Consider the following 15,463-nt stretch of genomic DNA (forward strand, 5'->3'; position numbering starts at 1 on the left):
CTGGTGGCAAGGAGGTTCCAGCAGTGCCCAGCACGGCAGCAACTGATCCGGCGATCGTGGCCACCTGCGACCGCGTTGCTCTCATCGCCGATCACCGCCGTCGCGGTCCGCAGCGGCGCGTGACGATGGCCAGTCCACGCGTTGTGTCCGGCTTTCGCGTGTCGTCATGAGGTCCGCTCTCGGCTGTTGGCGGTCTTCGTTCCAAGAAGGCAGTGCTCGGAGAATCAGCGCGGGTGTGGGGTGCGTGTTCCGGAGATCTCCGATGAACCGGTCAGCTGTTGGGAGAAGGTCACGCATCTGGGCGTGTCGATCGTCGGCCGTGTCCAGGACCTCCGCGTGCGCCGTTACCCCTGCGATCGGATGGCGAAGTGCTTCGACGAGGGTGCCGATCGGTGGCCCGTCATCGGTTTCCACGTGGATCTCGGTGCTGCCTCGGCTCGACCACACATCCAGAGCCTTGGTGGGGGTCAGCAGGCCGATCCTGCGGAGCATCGCGCTGCCCAGGCCTACGGGACCGCAGAGTTGCCGCTGATCGTCCACATCCGCGCGCTCACCCGCGCTAAGTTCCGGAGATCGGTCCAGGACGGGGTCGACGCGTCGGTAGTCGCGATCGGTGGTGCGGTTGATCTCGGCCCAGACCTGCTCCGCGTCGTGAAAGGTGATGTTCTTGAGTTCGACGTGGGCATCGGTGAGCTCGCCGCTAGCCCCCAGCAGGCAGAGAACCACGGCTCCGTTCTGCCCAGCTGCCAGACGCAAACCGGGCACCCCACCCCCGCCCGAACTCGGATTCACGTCGGCGAGCACGCTGCGGAAGAATCGTTCCGCGACGGCCGGGTTCAGCTCCGCGACGAGCCGGTTCTCGCGAGGACTGACCGCTAGGAACGGCTGGTGAAAGCCACGTCGCAGCGATGATGAGACGAGCACCGTGCAATCGCGGATGGCCAACAGCAGACTGGTCTCGAGGATTCGCTGCGAGAGCGAGTGGGCTTCTGGGATGAGGCTGGCGTTGACCACGGTTGAGTCGGTCTCACCGTCGAGTCGCTCGATGCAGCGATGTGCGCTGTCCTCGGTCTCTCCGGTGTAGTCGCAGCGCAACGTGATCAGGTCGTTGAAGCGCAGCGACGAGCGGCGCGGGCGTGTTCGGTATGCGGACTCCCAACGGTGCCAGACCTGGGCCATGTCGTCCGAATGCGAGCCCAACCAATGCGGGTGATCTTTCGGGCGTCGCTTCAGAACGAGTTGGCCGCCCCCGCCCTTCCTTGCTCGCATCATGTCGTTGCGTGTGTCGAGGTCGTTGATGATCCCTTGCCCGTCGCCGAGGGGCGATGCCGCCGCCGCGAAGGTGTCGTGTGCGACCTGGGTCGCGGGATGGCAGAGGATCCTGAGCGCATCTTCGACGGACAGGCCACCGTCCCAGGCGAAATCGACTGAGTCAGGGCCCTTGTCGTTGACGGTGATCGTCCAGGAATTGCCAAAGAGCTTGACTCGGCGCAACAAGGCGCTGGCTAGGCGAACTGGGAGGTAGAACCGCAGACGTCCGGGCCGCAGCCGTGCTGCTTCGCTCGGGGAGAGCGCGTGCGGGAACCGGTTGTTGAGATTGAGAACTGCAGGTCGCTCAGCGTGGAGGTACTCCTTCGCCGCGTTCCACTCGCGTGCCCGGACGCCGGTCACGACGACTCGGGCAGCCGCGTCCTGATCTGCGAGTGAGAGCTCCAAGCGGCCTGACTTCCGCGTTTCCTCCCACCGCGCTCGGGCGCCCGCGGTCCCGTAGACTTCCGGATTTGGTTGGTATCCGTCCTCGTTCAGCGGCAGCAGCTCCGCCAGCAGTGGGCCCAACGCTCGCGGGTCGAGTTGTACGCGGAGCGAGTCCGGTTCCGGATGGATGCTCGTGATCATCTGGTCGAGACGATAAGTCCATGCGCGCGGGTGGTGCGCGAGGTGATTGCCGACCCGCGCTAGAGCGTGCAGGACACCTGTTTCCAGCTCGCGCTGCGCCTGAGTCTGCGCGTCCGGGAACACCCGCTGGCGCAGATCACGCGGCAGCAGGGGTGACTTCGGTGTTTCGTCGAGCGTGGGAGAGGGGTGCCGAACAGCCTCGAGAAGTGCTGTCGTCTCGTCAGTGGTCAAGGTGTGATCGAGGTCCTGGGCCCAGCGACGAAGGGCATGGCTGGACTCGCCGGTCAGCCGTGCTCGGTGCTCGATCAGCTTGCTGGTGAGGGCGCTCGTGCGCATCGCAATCATCCCCGTCAGTCGCCGCCCGGCCGGTCGACAAGGACAAAAGGCACACAGCACTACAAGGAAGTGGTGAACTTCTGCGCGGTGGGCACAGCCCTCGGAGGTACCTGTGTCACTTCTGCCGGGAGGTGACTTACCTAAGCATGCGGACCGCGCCCGCAGGACCGAGCCTACCGCAGGGCTCGGAGGCGTCGATCTGGGGCAGCTCTTGAAGCGAATCTTCGCGGCAGCTGAGCATCCGCGTTGCGGAGCTGTGGGTGGAGAGCAGCGACCGGCCGTCAAAGGGGTGTCGGCGAGTCGTGCACTGGCGGTGCCCTCTGCTGGAGCAAGGTGGTTCAACGCGGCGCGGAGGTGCGTCGTGTGGTGGTGCGACGAGATCGGTGGGGTACGAGTACGTCGATCCGGGTCCAACTCCGCGGGCGAGTTCACCGGCGACGGTCAAGGTGATGCGCTCGACCGGTCGTCGGGACACCCAGCCCGAGCTCTGCTTGCGCCGCGCGCTGCACCGGCGCGGGATGCGGTTCTTGGTCGACACGTCCCCGCCTGGCACCAATCGGCGCCGGCGGGTTGATGTTCTGCTCCGCGGCGCGAGGATCGCGGTTTTCGTCGACGGCTGCTTCTGGCACTCGTGCCCGCAGCACGGTCAGGTGCCGAAGACCAAAAGCGACTGGTGGCGGCGCAAGCTGGAGGGCGTGATGCGGCGCGATCGGGACACCGACGCCGAGCTGACCTCCGCCGGCTGGCTGGTGATCAGGGTGTGGGGGCACGAGGACCCGGAGGTCGCGGCCGATCGAATCGCCGAACTGGCCCGCGACCGCCGACGACGAAGGACGGCGGATCCCGCTTGGGCCGGCTTTCCCCACGTCGGTTCGTTGGCGTGGGCCGGTGAGGTGCTCGCTAGGCGCCGTCGTGGGGTTTGATGAAGGTGTGCTGGCGGTGCCAGGCGAAGTAGGTTTCGCGCTGCGGGGTCCACCAGGTGGTGGTGCGGCCGTCGAGGCGGTCCTTGACGAACTGCTCGACGTCCGGGGTGGCGTTGATGGCGGCGCTGGTCAGGATGGTGCCGCCGCGGTCGATCGCGATGAATCCGTGCTCGAAGAGGCTGTCGCAGCCGAGGACGTAGGCGAGCATGCCGACGTTGTCGAAGTCCTTGCGCTCGTCCTCGCTGCACATGGCGCGTTTCTTGATGTGGGCTCCGACGAGGAACGCGGGCGGTAGGTGGTTGCCGCAGAGCGCGCAGCTGCCGTCGGACAGTTCGACGAGGCGTTTTTGAAGGCGGTGTGTTCGCGGCGCCAGCTGCTGGTTCGGGTTCCGTCGGTCGGCCCGCCGGGGACGGTGTGCGACCCCGTGGTCTCGGCGTTCTCCGCGGCCGGGGTGGTCAGTGCGTCGAGGTTGACCAGTTCAGCGAGCCTGTCGGCTTTGTCGCCGTCGTAGACGGTGAAGCCCTGGACGAAGGCCTTGTCGCTCGTCCAGCCGAGTGCGCTGCGGACTTCTTCGATGGGGACGGAGATGTCGCGGAAGTTGGTGAGGGCGAAAATGAGCTCCCAGGTCAGCCCGTCCTGGTTCCGTCCCCAGCGGCGGTCGGCCAAGGACGCGTTGCGGAAGGTGAGGGCGATGTGGCCTGCGAGGTAGAGGCGTTTCTCGCCGTAGAAGAAGACGGCGTCGCCGGGCTCGAGGCGCTGCCACTTAGAGACGTTCACGTCGTTGCGGCCGGGTGTCGCTCCCCAGAACTGCGCCGTGTGCAGGGGGAACTGGGATTCCAGGGTGGTGAGAACCCGCGTGGAGACGACGTCGACGTGCTGGGACAAGGAGACCCTGTTGTCGATGGTGTCGCGGTAGTGCTGGGCGACGTCGCGATCGTTGAGCGCTGTCGGCTGGAGCGCGATCCTCACTGATCCTCCTGTCCGAGCTGGTCGTACTTGAGCGCTGTGCCCTTGGCCAGCTCCACCGGGTACTTGGCCGCGTTCAAGGTCATCTTCTCATCGAGCGCGGCCATGAGGTCGATTTCGGGCACATCGGCCAACCGGAGCAGGTAGGCGAGGACGTCGGCCAGCTCGTGGCGCACGTTCTCGCCGGAGGAAGGATCGCGTGTGACGTGGGCTGACTGCTCGGGGGTGAGCCATTGGAAGAACTCGACGAGCTCACCCGCCTCGCCGGCCATGGCCATGGCGAGGTTCTAGGGGGTGTGGAACTGCTGCCAGTCGCGTTCGTCAGCGAGGTCCCGCAGGCGTCGCTGGAAGTCCTCGAGCGTCACGTCGACCAACCTTACGAGGATCTCCCGACTCACGGGTGCAGCTGCGTCTTCACGGCGGTGATGAAGCAGCTGGAGAGAAGATGGCGGCGAGGTCGTTGTCTGAGCAACCTTGAGCTTTCGGTGTGCAGGGGTTCCAGGAAGGGGCCAGTCCGGAACCTTCCTGGGCTTGATGGCGCGGCTCGAAGGTTGGCCGCGCTGACGTCCGAATGGGTGATGCTCTCCGAATTGATCTCGGAGACTCTCATCCTTGTTTAAGGTCGTTGGGACTAGGTGAGGCGTGCAGACGCGTCGGGGTCACACAAGACCGGCTTTCGGGTGGCCATGAGTGTGTCGACCATGACCTCAGATGGCGTGCGGGCGGCTGTTGAGGTGGGTGACTGGAAGAGAAGGTCGCTGAGCTCGATAGCTACGTGTACGACGAGCTGAACGGGTGTGCCTCGGAGTTGAGTAACCGCCGGGAAGCGGACCATGACCAACTTGAACTGCGACATGGATACCAGATTGAAAACAGTTGACTACTTGGATAGTTTGGAACAGCCTTGATCAGCTGAATGACGTCACCGGTGAGGTCTCGTTGTTGAGCTGCTATGGTTGGTCGACGGCCGTGGGGAACTTCCCCTAGAGCCGGTTAGGGCCCACTCGGTCAGCATCATTCAATCCCTCCCTGGTGTGCGATTTCCGGATTTTCTGCCCAAATAAAAAACCGTTCAGAGTGAAATCATGGAAGAGGGCGTATGCATACCCTTACGCGCAAGCGCGTTGCAAAATTCTCGCGCGACTTCGGGTTCAACGGAACAGAAGCGGAGCAATTTGAAAGGTATGTCGCGGCCAATTACCTTTTTCAGTACGTTGGCGATAACGTGGAGCTGATTGAGCATGCTGTGCTTGGTGGCGGAAGCGATGAGGGCATTGATATCGCCGCAGTGGTGGTCAACGGAAAGCTGGTGACCGAGCCACAAGAGATTGACGAACTTATTGCTGAACAGGGAGTGAACACGGCAAAGGTCGTATTCATTCAAGCGAAAACGAGCGAATCTTACGACTCGAAGCTTATCGCTAAATTCCTGCATGGGGTCGAGTCTGTTACAACGTACGCAATGAAGCCCGGAAGTTCCCCGCTTCCTCCGCGGTTGGTTGATTTGGCGAACCTGATCGATAAAATTGCGGAATGCAGTGATAAGTTTCAGGATAGTCGAATTCCTTGCGACCTGTACTATGTGACAACTAGCGCGAATGATGGTCGAAGTGCGCAGGCTGAGCTTCAAGTGACGCAGGCGATGGGGCGGATACGGGATTTTGGAGTTTACTCAGAAGGATTTAATCTTCGAACCCATGGCCATGAGGAGCTTGCTGCTAAGCAGAAGGATCGGCACGGTCCCCAAAATGTGCAGTTCAACTTCGAGAAGCGACAGACTATACCTGCAACGAAAAGTGTAAATGAAGCGTACATTGGACTAGTTCCTGCGAGCGAACTGCTGAAACTTCTTGCCGATGAATCAGGCGAGATTCGGGCCGGAATATTCGACGACAATGTCAGGCTAGATCTCGGATCACAGAATCCGGTTAACGCTAGGATCATGGGCACCCTTCAATCGGTGGAGCGTGAACACTTTCCGTTTTTGAACAATGGATTGACCATTATTGCAACCGATCTCCGTGGCCTCGGGGATCGGTTCTTCATTTCTGGTTATCAGATCGTAAACGGAGGCCAGACAAGCCATCAGCTTGTACGCTGGGCTCAGTCGCCAGATGTTAATCGTTCACCTGAATTGCTGGCGCAAGTGTGGGTGCCGGTAAAGATCGTAAGCTCGAATGATGTAGGAGTTCGAACGAGCGTTTCGATTGCCACCAATCTCCAAACCGCAATTGGTGCTTCAGATATTCAAGCTAGTTCGCAGGTGGCTAAGGATGTAGAGGAGTACTTCGCCCAATCTGGTTCCGAAGGGCTTCGGTATGAGAGGCAGAGTCGCGGAACGATCATCGAATTTCCGCGAACCCGAGTTGTGACGACTCCTGAACTGAATCGCGCGGTTGCATCCGCACTATTTGGCGAGTCGTCGCAAGCAATCGGCTCACCAAAAGGGCTCGAAACTGAGGGGACTTACGTATGGGGTGAGTACCCTGTTGAGGTTTACTACTATGCAGCCTGGATAATCTATCGTATTGATAGGTATTTTGGTCGCACTCCGGATTCAACGACACTGAAGGCCGCGAAGTATCATATTGCAATGATGGTGTCGGTGTTGGTTAATCCTGAGCTCTTCGACATTTTTGAGTCCGGAGAAACTGAGGATATAGTCAAAAGGCTGACAAAGCCGCGAGGCCTGCGGTTTCGCGTGAGTGACAAGAAGCTGTCGGAAGAAATCGAGCAAGCGATTGCATCGGCAATATCGCTTACGCGCGAGGTGTTTCACCTGGTTCTCTCCGAGGGGCGGAGCCTGCGGAAGGATGATGTGCGGAGCAGGAAAAGCCAAGAATCTCTGTTGCAAAAGGTGAAAGCGTTGAGGTAGAGGTGGATCGCGCAGAGAATGCACTTACCATCCCGAATTGTTAAATTCGTTGTAGGCGAGGGTAAATATAGCTCGAATTGGAGGTTCTGGCTATTTTGAAATGACTTGTTTTTGAGGTGTGCCTGCGTGGCGAGCGAGATGCCCAAGCTCGCCACGCATTCTTCATGAGCCAGCATAACTCGGCTGTTCAAGAGTGTGCATCGGAAAGTGCGGAGAGCCTTACCTGGGATTTGGGGCAGGATCTTCGGGTGCGCGAAAACTGGGTTTAGTTCGAAAAACGGTGCTCGATTTCCGGAACGCATCCTCCGGGTTCCGATTCGGGGCTACCGCACGCGTTCGTACAGGGTAAACGAACGCCACGGTCTCAGCATTGGCGTCTGGAGCCGGCGCAGGCCGGGTAGAGCAACTCCGGCTGGCGCCGCTATGACCTGCTCCCGCACTCCAGCCCGCGAACGAAAGCCCACTGCTCGACACCGCTCAAACGCGTCCGAGACCACGGCCCACAACCGCGCCTGGGGAGGACTCCGTGAAGATTTACGACGCCCGATCCTGGGAGCGCGAAGCAGCCTGCGCCGGAACCGATCCCCGCCTGTGGTTCGGCGAGGACGACGTTCGCGAATCCGGCAGCGACGCCCACCGCCGCCGCGAACACGCCACAGCGATCTGCCGAACCTGTCCCGTGCTCACGGACTGCCTCGTCGACGAACTCATGCGCCCCGGCAACGAACAACACGGCATCCGCGGAGCCACCACCCCAGGAGAACGAGCCCGCATCCTCGCACGCTGGAGAGCAACCGGTTACATCGCCGAGCCCATCTCAGCAGCCGACGCTGATGCCTTGCGTACTTTGCTGGGCGAAGATGGAGAGGTTCGGGCGTAGCGGTTCAGACTGTCGAGAGCACCCAACGGAATGCGAGTGCGAGTAGACAGCACTCAACCGCACGATGCCCTGCGTCAGGAAGGTGCGCCGAGCCGCAGATGAAGCAAAGGATAGGGACGACCCGCCTCGTCGGTCTCACTCCGTCCGACGACCTCGAATCCGCGGTGGGCGTAGAAGCCCGCAGCCAGTGCGTTCTGCTCGTTGACATCGAGCCTGGTCACGTCGTGCTCCGTGATCGCGTGGTCGAGGAGCGCGGTTCCGATACCGCCTTCGCGGCGTGCGGCGTCGACGAAGAGCATCTCCAGACTGCCGTCGAGCGTGCCCGCGAATCCGACTGGTTTGCCATCGATATCCGCGACTGACAGGACGACGGCGGGGAAGTGTTCCGACGCGAGGTGTCTCTCGATCTCGTCGCGATCCGCGGCGGTGAGGAAGTCGTGTGTGGCGTCGACGGAGCTGCGCCAGATGGTCACGAGCGCCCGGTATTAAGCGGCCCCGATCGACGGGCGGATGCCCAACTCGGGCACGAAGGGCCTCCTCCGTGATGATACGACTCATGATCTCATCCAGCAGCCGCGCACCGGTCTCGGGCAGACGGGAGAAAGCTCGCCGGGATTCGTTGATCAACGGCCCTGCTGGCGTCGCCCAACTCATCGACGAGCATCTTGGCGGGTGCTCGTCTCGGTCCAGGTGCTCCCGGGCTCGACACGTGCTGCGGTCACGGCGCCCGATGTCCGAGGGCTTGAAGGATCTCGGCGAGCCACACCAGGGTGTAGTTGTTCATGTAGTCGCCGTTGGCGTGCATCCGGTTGAGTGTGCCCCACGAGGACGACAGTTGTCCGAGGGTGAGCTGCTCCGGATCGGGTGTGGTGTAGGGGTCGTAGAGAGCTTCTTTGGGGATGGACCAGAAGAAGTCCTTGTCGAGTTCTACGGTGTCCCCGGCTCGTTCCTGCAGGTTGTCCAGGGCTTCGTTGAACACTTGGCGCAACGTCTCCAGGGAGACGGTGGAGTCGTCCTCGCTCACTGCTCACCTCTGTGCACTTTGTCGATGTTGTCGCGGAAGGTCTGTATTTCTTTTTGCAGGTGGTTGACTCGGCTGTCGATGATCTTCTGGCGGATCTCTTCGTTCGGCGCATTCTTCAAGAAGCCCTTGTTGTCGTAGGCATCGGGGTCTTCCTTGTATGCCTCAAGTTTCTCCTCGTGCTCGCGGATGAGCTCCTCGTAGGATTCGACGGCGCGCTGCTGCGACCGGGTCAGCTCGGTGGTGTCCTGCGTTGTCTCCTCGACCGCTTCGTCGTCGGTGTCGACGACCTCGGTGCTGTCATCTCCGGCTGCTTCGCTGCCCAGTCCGGCCATGGCGACGCCCATCATGCCCACACCGGTCGCGATGCCTGCTGTCGAGACCCCGCCGAGTGGTACTCCGGCCACCGCGCCTGCCCCGGTGGCGTCGAGCGCGACCCCGGCCACTTCACCCGCGGCACTCACCGTGGTCAGCGCCGCGCCACCCGCGAGCCCCGCGACCATGCCGTGGTGGTGGAGCATCGCATTGCCGAGGGAGGCAGCAGCATTGACCGTTGCAGCCGCGGCGTCGCCGACCGCGCCTGCGGCTTGTTCGAACCAGCTGCGGTCGGGTGCCTCGTCTCGGGCATGGCCGATGACATCAGCGGCGCGCTCACCGGAAGTGGCGACTTGGTCACGAGCACGGTCAAGGACGTTCCGAGCCTGCTGGCGTTTCGCTTCACCAGGGTCGTGGAAGGGGATCTGCCCAGGGGATGTTCCAGGTGGAGCTTGCTCGACTGCGCGGTCGTGCTGTGAGCGGGCGTAGTTGGTAGCCGCTTTCCCCTGGTTCCACAGTGTGATCGCTTCGATGGCCTGTTGCTGCGCCCAGGCGAGCGTTGTCGAGTGCTGCTCCAGGGCTTCAGCCGCGTGGTGGAACGCGTCACCGGCCTGGAGCCACTTGGTCGGCTCGCCGTCGAAGGCCGAGCGGAACCCATCGGCAGCCTCGCCTTCCCATCCCTCGGTGGTGTCGATGCGCTTCAGACCAGCCCCGGCTTCGTGGAGGGACTCCGCGTACGAGCGCATAGCCGCCGCGGTGGAGGTAACGGCGTCGGCATAGCCAGGGATGAGCGCCCGAGGATCGGTCGTCGAACCCAACTCGGTCATCACTCGGCCGCCGGGTCTTCGCCGTTGGTGCATTGGACGATGCCTTCGAGGTGCGCGCGGGCGGCTTCGTCGGTCTGCCGGTAGGCATGGAGGCACTGCGCCAGTCGCCCGGAGATCTCCTTCGCGTCCTCGACCAGGTTGCTCACCCCGTCGTTCCACCGATCGCAGAAGTCGGCCACGGCGTCGGCCAGGCGATCGTGCCCGAAGGCGTCAGCGGGCGCGTCGATGTCACTGACCTGCCGTTTCCCCATCGATTCGATCGTTGCGTGTACTCCCTCGTACGCATCAGTCAAGGCCGACAAATCGACCCGGAAGCCGTCCCCCATGCCTTCCCCTCCGATCTTCTGGCAGCGCCTAGCGCATGGTAGAGAACCCGTGCCCGAACGGTGGGGCGGAACGATCGATACGACTGCGATCAATGGGAAGTGCTCCTGCCTCCTACGGCGTGAGCACCCCGCGGATGTGGCCGTGACCTCTGCCGCTTGTGTTCGTCAATGAGGTCGCGAGGATGTTCCTACCGCCCATGGCCCAAGCCACCGGTGTGACGGTGCGCGTGCTGCTCTTCCTCGGCCTGGCGGCGGGACTGTTCGTCGTCGCGGAAACGTTCACGGTGCTCGATCCGTTCGTCGAGGCGATCGTCGTGGACCTCGGTGAGGTTGTCGCGGAGGTTGTTGAGGCGTTGTTGGGTGCGGTTGTGGTGTTCGGGCTGCATCGGTGATCTTCATCCGCGGTTGAGGTGTGCCAGGACTGAGCGCGCGGGCTGTCGCCGCTGCGTTGGGGGCCGAGCGGCAGGCCGGGGTGGGTGGAGCGGACTCCGTAGCTTTCGCGGAAGGCGGCCGCGTGGCCAACGAGTTCGTCCCATTGGCGGGCGGATTGGGGGTTTTCGGGCCTTGGCCCCAGGTTCGCTGCCCAGCGCGGTGGGTCTTTGATGGCGGCTTCTCGGAGTTCGTTGACGCGGGCGTGCACTGCTCGGTCGAGCTGGCGGAGGTGGTCGGCGTCGGAGCCGGTGCACGTTCCGGGTGGGGGCGCGGTCATCCAGGGCAGGGCTGGTTGGTGGCCGAGTCCTGCAGCGCGTTGCTCGGTGAGGTGGTCGACGAGTTGTTGGGCGACTTCGCGCGGGTTGATTTCGGCTCGTTCCCGGAGGCCACCGATGACGGTGGTGAGTGCGTCGTCGACGTCGAGGCCGGCCATCGAACCGGCTGCGGCGTGGCGCCAGACCGGCGCCCACTCGGATCGGTCGTGGTGCGCGGCCAGGCGATCGGCGTTGATCAGCTGCTGCCATTGCTCGACCTGTTCGCCGGTGGGTTCGGCGATGGGCGCGGGCGGTTCTCGGCCGTCGGTGTGGCGGTGCACCGCCAAGCGAGCAGGGCAGCCGGGTCGCGGGCGTCGTCGAGGTCGTTGAGCTGGGGAAGCAGTCGATGTGGTTGCCAGCCCTTCCGGAGGGCGTCGCGGAGGGTTCGCAGCAACGTCTCCTCGGCGGGGGCGCCGAGCGTGGTCGGGGCGTGGGTGGCCAGGGCATCCCGAGCGGCTTGGTCGAGCAGTGTGCGCACGAACTGCTCGTGGCGGTGCACGGTGTCGGACAGCGGCGCTTCGGTGCGGAGCTCGGTGAGGCGGTCGGGCTCGGTGAGCGTGGCCATCAGCGGTTCACCGAACTCCGCGCGCAGCCGATCGGTTGTGTCGGCGGTGCTGGGCTCGGCATCGCCTTCGCTTGGTGTCCAGCGGTCGAGGATCTGCCGCCAGCCGCGGGAGCGCAGGTTCTGCCCGTCCGGTGGTTCTCCGAGCGGGCTGGCGGGGTCGGTGGAGTCGATGCCGTAGGTCTCGCGGAAAGCGGCGGCTTGGCCGAGCAGTTGCTCCCACCGGCGCACGGCCGGTGGTTCGTCTGGTCGCGGCCCTAGTCCTGCGGCCCAGCGCGGTGGGTCAGCCACCGCGGTCTCCCGGAGTTCTGTGACGCGGACGGCGATGGCCAGCTGGAGCCGGTGCAGGTAGTCGGCTTCGTCAGTTGAGAGGTTTCGGAGATCGGCGCGGGCGAGCCAGGGCACTGGCAGGCGTCCGCTCTGGTCGGCGCATGTGGCAGTGACGGCATCGGCGGCCACCGCGGACGCCGGCATCGGGGCGGTGGTGGAACGCGTGCTGAGGACGGGCGCGGCATGAGTGATCGCGGTGTTGGCGTCGAGCCCTTCGGTATCTCCTGCGGCAGCGCGCTCCCACACCGGCTCCCGCTCGGCGTCTTCGGGTGCTGCGGTGTGGTCGTGACGTTCGATGGTGCTGCGCCAACGGGTGAGCTGTTCGGATGTGGGGTACGCAGGAAAACCATGCGTTACGTGCGGATATTCGTCGTAGGTATATCGCATTCACGTTCGTCGTTTCTCCCAAGGCGGGGGCGGGGCGAGAGTTCACCTATCCAGTTGCAGCAGGTAGGTGGAGATGAACAGCAGTTACCAACGCCCCCGGCTTCCTGGCCGCCGCATCACGTCCGAAGTCGAGTACCTGGGGATGGACGGATGACCATTGGAATCTTGTTTGGCCTGGTGGCGGCGGTGCTCGTGTTCGGGCCGCTGTTCTTGCTGTGGTGGCTCCCTGACGACCGTGAGAATGCGCAGCGGGGACAGCGGTCATGACCACGATCGTGCGATTCGTGCTGCCCGACGGCCTGCACGTCATCCACGCCACCACCAGCGAGCCGGACGAATGGGGTTCCGAGCGCATCGCGGAGGCCTTGCGCGGGGTGTCCATCAGCGTTCCGCAGGGCGCTCGCCGGGCTCACCCGCCGCGGGATTCTTACTGCGACGCCTGCACGCGGATCTACGCCGCCCGCTATCCGCTCGCCTCGTACCGGCTGCCTTCAGAAGGACCTTCCTGAAAGCGGTACCCGTGCCTGTTCACGGCATCGTCACCGTCCAGTGCAGGGACATCGCGTTCCGGGACCGACTCGTTCATCTCGGAAGGATCCGGCGCGGGATCAGCCTGCGGGTTCCGGCTGAGGAGAACGCGATCTTCGACCTTGCCCAAGCCGAGGATCTTCATCGGAAGCTCGGCGCGGCCATCGCGGAGGTACGTCGCGAGGTCGAACCGGCGGCGAGATCATGAGTGCGCCAGGCGATCCCACTGAGTTCGGCGACGCCACCGGCTTGGGACTGGCGTGGATCACCTCGGACTGGTGCTCGACGTGGCACCTGGTCAGCAGGGGTGCGTGTGGGACGGTGATCGTCACGACCTGCGGACACCCGTTGACCGGGCGCGTGTCCCGCATCCTCGACGGCCCGCTGCCGCCCGATACTCGTGAGGTCTGCCAAGCGTGCGTCGCCGCCACCGCAACCGAGCCGGAGACGGTGCGCTTCCCCGCGCTGGAAGCGGCGCTGGCGGTGATGGGTGAACACCGCTCGTTCCGGGCCGATCCGCCGCCCGGTCGGGGGCACCGTGGCGGCCCTGGTCGCCTCACAAGGTGTGTCCGGAGGTGTCCCGAGCGAACAAGGTCGGTTGAAGCAGAAACTCGCCGACACCGAATCACGGCTGAGCAGGTTCACCGCCGCCATCGAGGCAGGAGTTGATCCCGCCGCGATGGTCGATGCGATCAATGCGGCCCAGAACGAACGAGCAGCGCTCAGAGCCGAACTGGAGCACGCGCCCACGCCGAGCACGCTCACCGACGCCGAGATCCACGCAATGATCGACTCGCTCGGCGACGTCGGCGCCGCGCTTCACCAGGGGAAGCCGGACCACCTGGCGGGCCTGTACGCCGCCGTGGACCTCCAGGTCCACTACCAGCACGAAGACCGCGCAGCAGACATAAAAATTCACCCGGCACGAAGCCGGGTGAATAGTGTGCGTGTCCGAGGGGGGACTTGAACCCCCACGCCCATTAGTAGGGCACTAGCACCTCAAGCTAGCGCGTCTGCCATTCCGCCACTCGGACGCCTCAGTGCCACCTGTTGTTTTCGGTGGCCTCTGCTGTGTTGTGTACATAGATTAGCTGATCGATTTCGGGGGTCCCAACCCACCCCCCTCTACGGGCGTCGGGTGGTAGGAAGGCCTGGTGAGTGAGCACATCGGGACTGCTGCGGGTGATCATGAGGCTGGGCTGCGACGGGCCGAGGACGAGGTCGTCGGGCTGGCCAGTGATCTGATTCGGATCGACACGACGAACACCGGGGATCCGGCGACGCTGGCGGGAGAGCGGGTCGCCGCGGAGTACGTGGCGGGCAAGCTCGCCGAGGTGGGGTACGAGACCACCTATGTCGAGTCCGGCGACCACCCGGGACGCGGGAACGTCATCGCGCGGCTGCCGGGGGCCGGGTCGGACCGGGGCGGGCTGCTCGTGCACGGTCACTTGGACGTGGTGCCGGCGGACGCTGCGGAGTGGTCGGTGCACCCGTTCTCCGGGGCCGTGCAGGACGGCTACGTGTGGGGGCGCGGAGCCGTCGACATGAAGGACATGCTCGCGATGAGCCTGGCCGTGGCGCGGCGGTTCAAGCGGGACGGGATCACGCCGCAGCGCGACCTGGTCTTCGCCTTCCTCGCCGACGAGGAGGCAGGCGGGTTGCAGGGCGCGCAGTGGCTGGCCGATCACCGGCCGGAGCTGTTCGAGGGCTGCACGGAGGCGATCAGCGAGGTCGGCGGGTACTCGGTGACCTTCCAGGACGGCGTGCGGGCCTACCTGGTGCAGACCGCGGAGAAGGGGATCCGCTGGCTGAAGCTGCGCACCCGCGGCCGCGCGGGGCACGGGTCGATGGTGCACGAGGACAACGCCGTCACGAAGCTGTCGGAGGCGGTGGCGAAACTGGGCCAGCACCGCTTCCCGCTCGTGCTCAACGAATCGGTCCGGGAGTTCCTGGACGGTGTCACCGAGCTCACCGGCTGGGAATTCCCGGCCGACGACCTCGACGGCTCGGTGGCCAAGCTCGGCAACCTCTCCCGGATCGTCGGCGCCACCCTCCGGGACACCGCGAACCCGACGATGCTCACCGCCGGGTACAAGCACAACGTGATCCCCTCGGTGGCGGAGGCCGCCGTGGACTGCCGCATCCTGCCCGGTCGGGAAGAGGCCTTCGACCGGGAACTCGCCGAGCTCCTCGGGCCGGACGTGGAGCGCGAGTGGGTCGGTCTGCCGCCGGTGGAGACGCGGTTCGAGGGGCGCCTGGTGGACCGGATGAGCGCCTCGCTCATCGCGGAGGACCCGGCGGCGAAGACCCTGCCCTACATGATGTCCGGCGGAACGGACGCCAAATCGTTCAGCAGGCTCGGCATGAACTGCTACGGCTTCGCGCCGCTGCGGCTGCCCGCCGACCTGGACTTCAGCGCGTTGTTCCACGGCGTCGACGAACGGGTGCCGGTGGATGCGCTGCGATTCGGCGTCCGGGTCCTGGACCGCTTCCTGCGCGAGGCCTGATCGCGTCCCTCCCCGGCAGCCCACCGCCGTGAAGTACC

At 64.3% G+C, this 15,463-nt stretch carries 16 protein-coding genes and 1 tRNA gene; 8 read left to right on the top strand and 9 right to left on the bottom strand.

Annotation, left to right across the window (positions count from 1 at the left end):
* Positions 1 to 81: 81 nt before the first annotated feature.
* The gene (locus tag ACL03H_RS02675; protein WP_412809423.1) at positions 82 to 2,232 is read right to left on the bottom strand and encodes a hypothetical protein; all 2,151 of its coding nucleotides are present in this window, start codon (positions 2,230 to 2,232) and stop codon (positions 82 to 84) included.
* Between the two features lie 449 nt (positions 2,233 to 2,681).
* Between ACL03H_RS02675 and ACL03H_RS02680 the strand changes: the two genes are divergently transcribed.
* On the top strand, positions 2,682 to 3,155 hold the full coding sequence (locus ACL03H_RS02680) for a very short patch repair endonuclease (protein ID WP_412809424.1): 474 nt from the start codon (positions 2,682 to 2,684) through the stop codon (positions 3,153 to 3,155).
* Here ACL03H_RS02680 and ACL03H_RS02685 read toward each other — a convergent pair.
* Positions 3,133 to 3,405, bottom strand: coding sequence for a hypothetical protein (locus ACL03H_RS02685; RefSeq protein ID WP_412809425.1), 273 nt, complete (start codon positions 3,403 to 3,405; stop codon positions 3,133 to 3,135). The genes ACL03H_RS02680 and ACL03H_RS02685 overlap by 23 nt on opposite strands.
* A gap of 443 nt (positions 3,406 to 3,848) precedes the next feature.
* Here ACL03H_RS02685 and ACL03H_RS02690 point away from each other — a divergent pair, with 443 nt between their 5' ends.
* Positions 3,849 to 4,127 (top strand): hypothetical protein, encoded by a 279-nt coding sequence (locus ACL03H_RS02690; protein WP_412809426.1) that lies wholly within the window; start codon positions 3,849 to 3,851, stop codon positions 4,125 to 4,127.
* On the opposite strand, the gene ACL03H_RS02695 is transcribed toward ACL03H_RS02690, so the two are convergent.
* The gene (locus tag ACL03H_RS02695; protein WP_412809427.1) at positions 4,121 to 4,399 is read right to left on the bottom strand and encodes a MazG-like family protein; all 279 of its coding nucleotides are present in this window, start codon (positions 4,397 to 4,399) and stop codon (positions 4,121 to 4,123) included. The two genes, ACL03H_RS02690 and ACL03H_RS02695, sit on opposite strands and share 7 nt — an antisense overlap.
* An 821-nt stretch (positions 4,400 to 5,220) precedes the next feature.
* Between ACL03H_RS02695 and ACL03H_RS02700 the strand changes: the two genes are divergently transcribed.
* Positions 5,221 to 6,996: an AIPR family protein gene (locus ACL03H_RS02700; protein ID WP_412809428.1), complete on the top strand. Its 1,776-nt coding sequence runs from the start codon at positions 5,221 to 5,223 to the stop codon at positions 6,994 to 6,996.
* Positions 6,997 to 7,522: 526 nt separating this feature from the next.
* A complete protein-coding gene (locus ACL03H_RS02705; RefSeq protein ID WP_412809429.1) occupies positions 7,523 to 7,876 on the top strand; it encodes a WhiB family transcriptional regulator in 354 nt (117 codons plus the stop codon).
* A 74-nt stretch (positions 7,877 to 7,950) separates the two neighbouring features.
* Here the strand turns inward: ACL03H_RS02705 and ACL03H_RS02710 are convergent, their stop codons facing one another.
* The 4 genes from ACL03H_RS02710 to ACL03H_RS02725 all read right to left on the bottom strand — a co-directional run bounded on the left by ACL03H_RS02710 (position 7,951) and on the right by ACL03H_RS02725 (position 10,365).
* On the bottom strand, positions 7,951 to 8,349 hold the full coding sequence (locus ACL03H_RS02710; protein WP_412809430.1) for an acetyltransferase: 399 nt from the start codon (positions 8,347 to 8,349) through the stop codon (positions 7,951 to 7,953).
* A gap of 245 nt (positions 8,350 to 8,594) precedes the next feature.
* Complete coding sequence (locus tag ACL03H_RS02715) at positions 8,595 to 8,900, bottom strand: hypothetical protein (RefSeq protein WP_412809431.1); 306 nt, start codon at positions 8,898 to 8,900, stop codon at positions 8,595 to 8,597.
* On the bottom strand, positions 8,897 to 10,039 hold the full coding sequence (locus ACL03H_RS02720; protein ID WP_412809432.1) for a putative T7SS-secreted protein: 1,143 nt from the start codon (positions 10,037 to 10,039) through the stop codon (positions 8,897 to 8,899). The genes ACL03H_RS02715 and ACL03H_RS02720 overlap by 4 nt, the downstream gene beginning before the upstream one ends.
* Positions 10,039 to 10,365 (bottom strand): hypothetical protein, encoded by a 327-nt coding sequence (locus ACL03H_RS02725; protein WP_412809433.1) that lies wholly within the window; start codon positions 10,363 to 10,365, stop codon positions 10,039 to 10,041. Before ACL03H_RS02725 ends, ACL03H_RS02720 begins: the two co-directional genes overlap by 1 nt.
* A gap of 197 nt (positions 10,366 to 10,562) precedes the next feature.
* Here ACL03H_RS02725 and ACL03H_RS02730 point away from each other — a divergent pair, with 197 nt between their 5' ends.
* Positions 10,563 to 10,757: a hypothetical protein gene (locus tag ACL03H_RS02730; RefSeq protein WP_412809434.1), complete on the top strand. Its 195-nt coding sequence runs from the start codon at positions 10,563 to 10,565 to the stop codon at positions 10,755 to 10,757.
* Positions 10,758 to 11,307: 550 nt separating this feature from the next.
* Here ACL03H_RS02730 and ACL03H_RS02735 read toward each other — a convergent pair.
* Positions 11,308 to 12,390 carry a hypothetical protein gene (locus ACL03H_RS02735; RefSeq protein WP_412809435.1) on the bottom strand — a complete coding sequence of 361 codons (1,083 nt, stop codon included), beginning with the start codon at positions 12,388 to 12,390 and terminating at the stop codon, positions 11,308 to 11,310.
* Between the two features lie 263 nt (positions 12,391 to 12,653).
* Between ACL03H_RS02735 and ACL03H_RS02740 the strand changes: the two genes are divergently transcribed.
* Positions 12,654 to 12,899, top strand: a complete 246-nt coding sequence (locus ACL03H_RS02740) for a hypothetical protein (RefSeq protein ID WP_412809436.1) — start codon at positions 12,654 to 12,656, stop codon at positions 12,897 to 12,899.
* Positions 12,900 to 13,516: 617 nt separating this feature from the next.
* Entirely contained in the window at positions 13,517 to 13,885 is a 369-nt protein-coding gene (locus tag ACL03H_RS02745) for a hypothetical protein (protein WP_412809437.1), read from the top strand.
* Here the strand turns inward: ACL03H_RS02745 and ACL03H_RS02750 are convergent.
* Positions 13,867 to 13,952: transfer RNA gene (locus tag ACL03H_RS02750), tRNA-Leu, on the bottom strand. The genes ACL03H_RS02745 and ACL03H_RS02750 overlap by 19 nt on opposite strands.
* Before the next feature lie 120 nt (positions 13,953 to 14,072).
* Here ACL03H_RS02750 and ACL03H_RS02755 point away from each other — a divergent pair.
* Positions 14,073 to 15,425, top strand: coding sequence for a M20/M25/M40 family metallo-hydrolase (locus ACL03H_RS02755; RefSeq protein WP_412809438.1), 1,353 nt, complete (start codon positions 14,073 to 14,075; stop codon positions 15,423 to 15,425).
* Positions 15,426 to 15,463 lie beyond the last annotated feature (38 nt).

The sequence above is a fragment of the Saccharopolyspora antibiotica genome, from assembly GCF_047200635.1.
Lineage (GTDB): Bacteria > Actinomycetota > Actinomycetes > Mycobacteriales > Pseudonocardiaceae > Saccharopolyspora_C.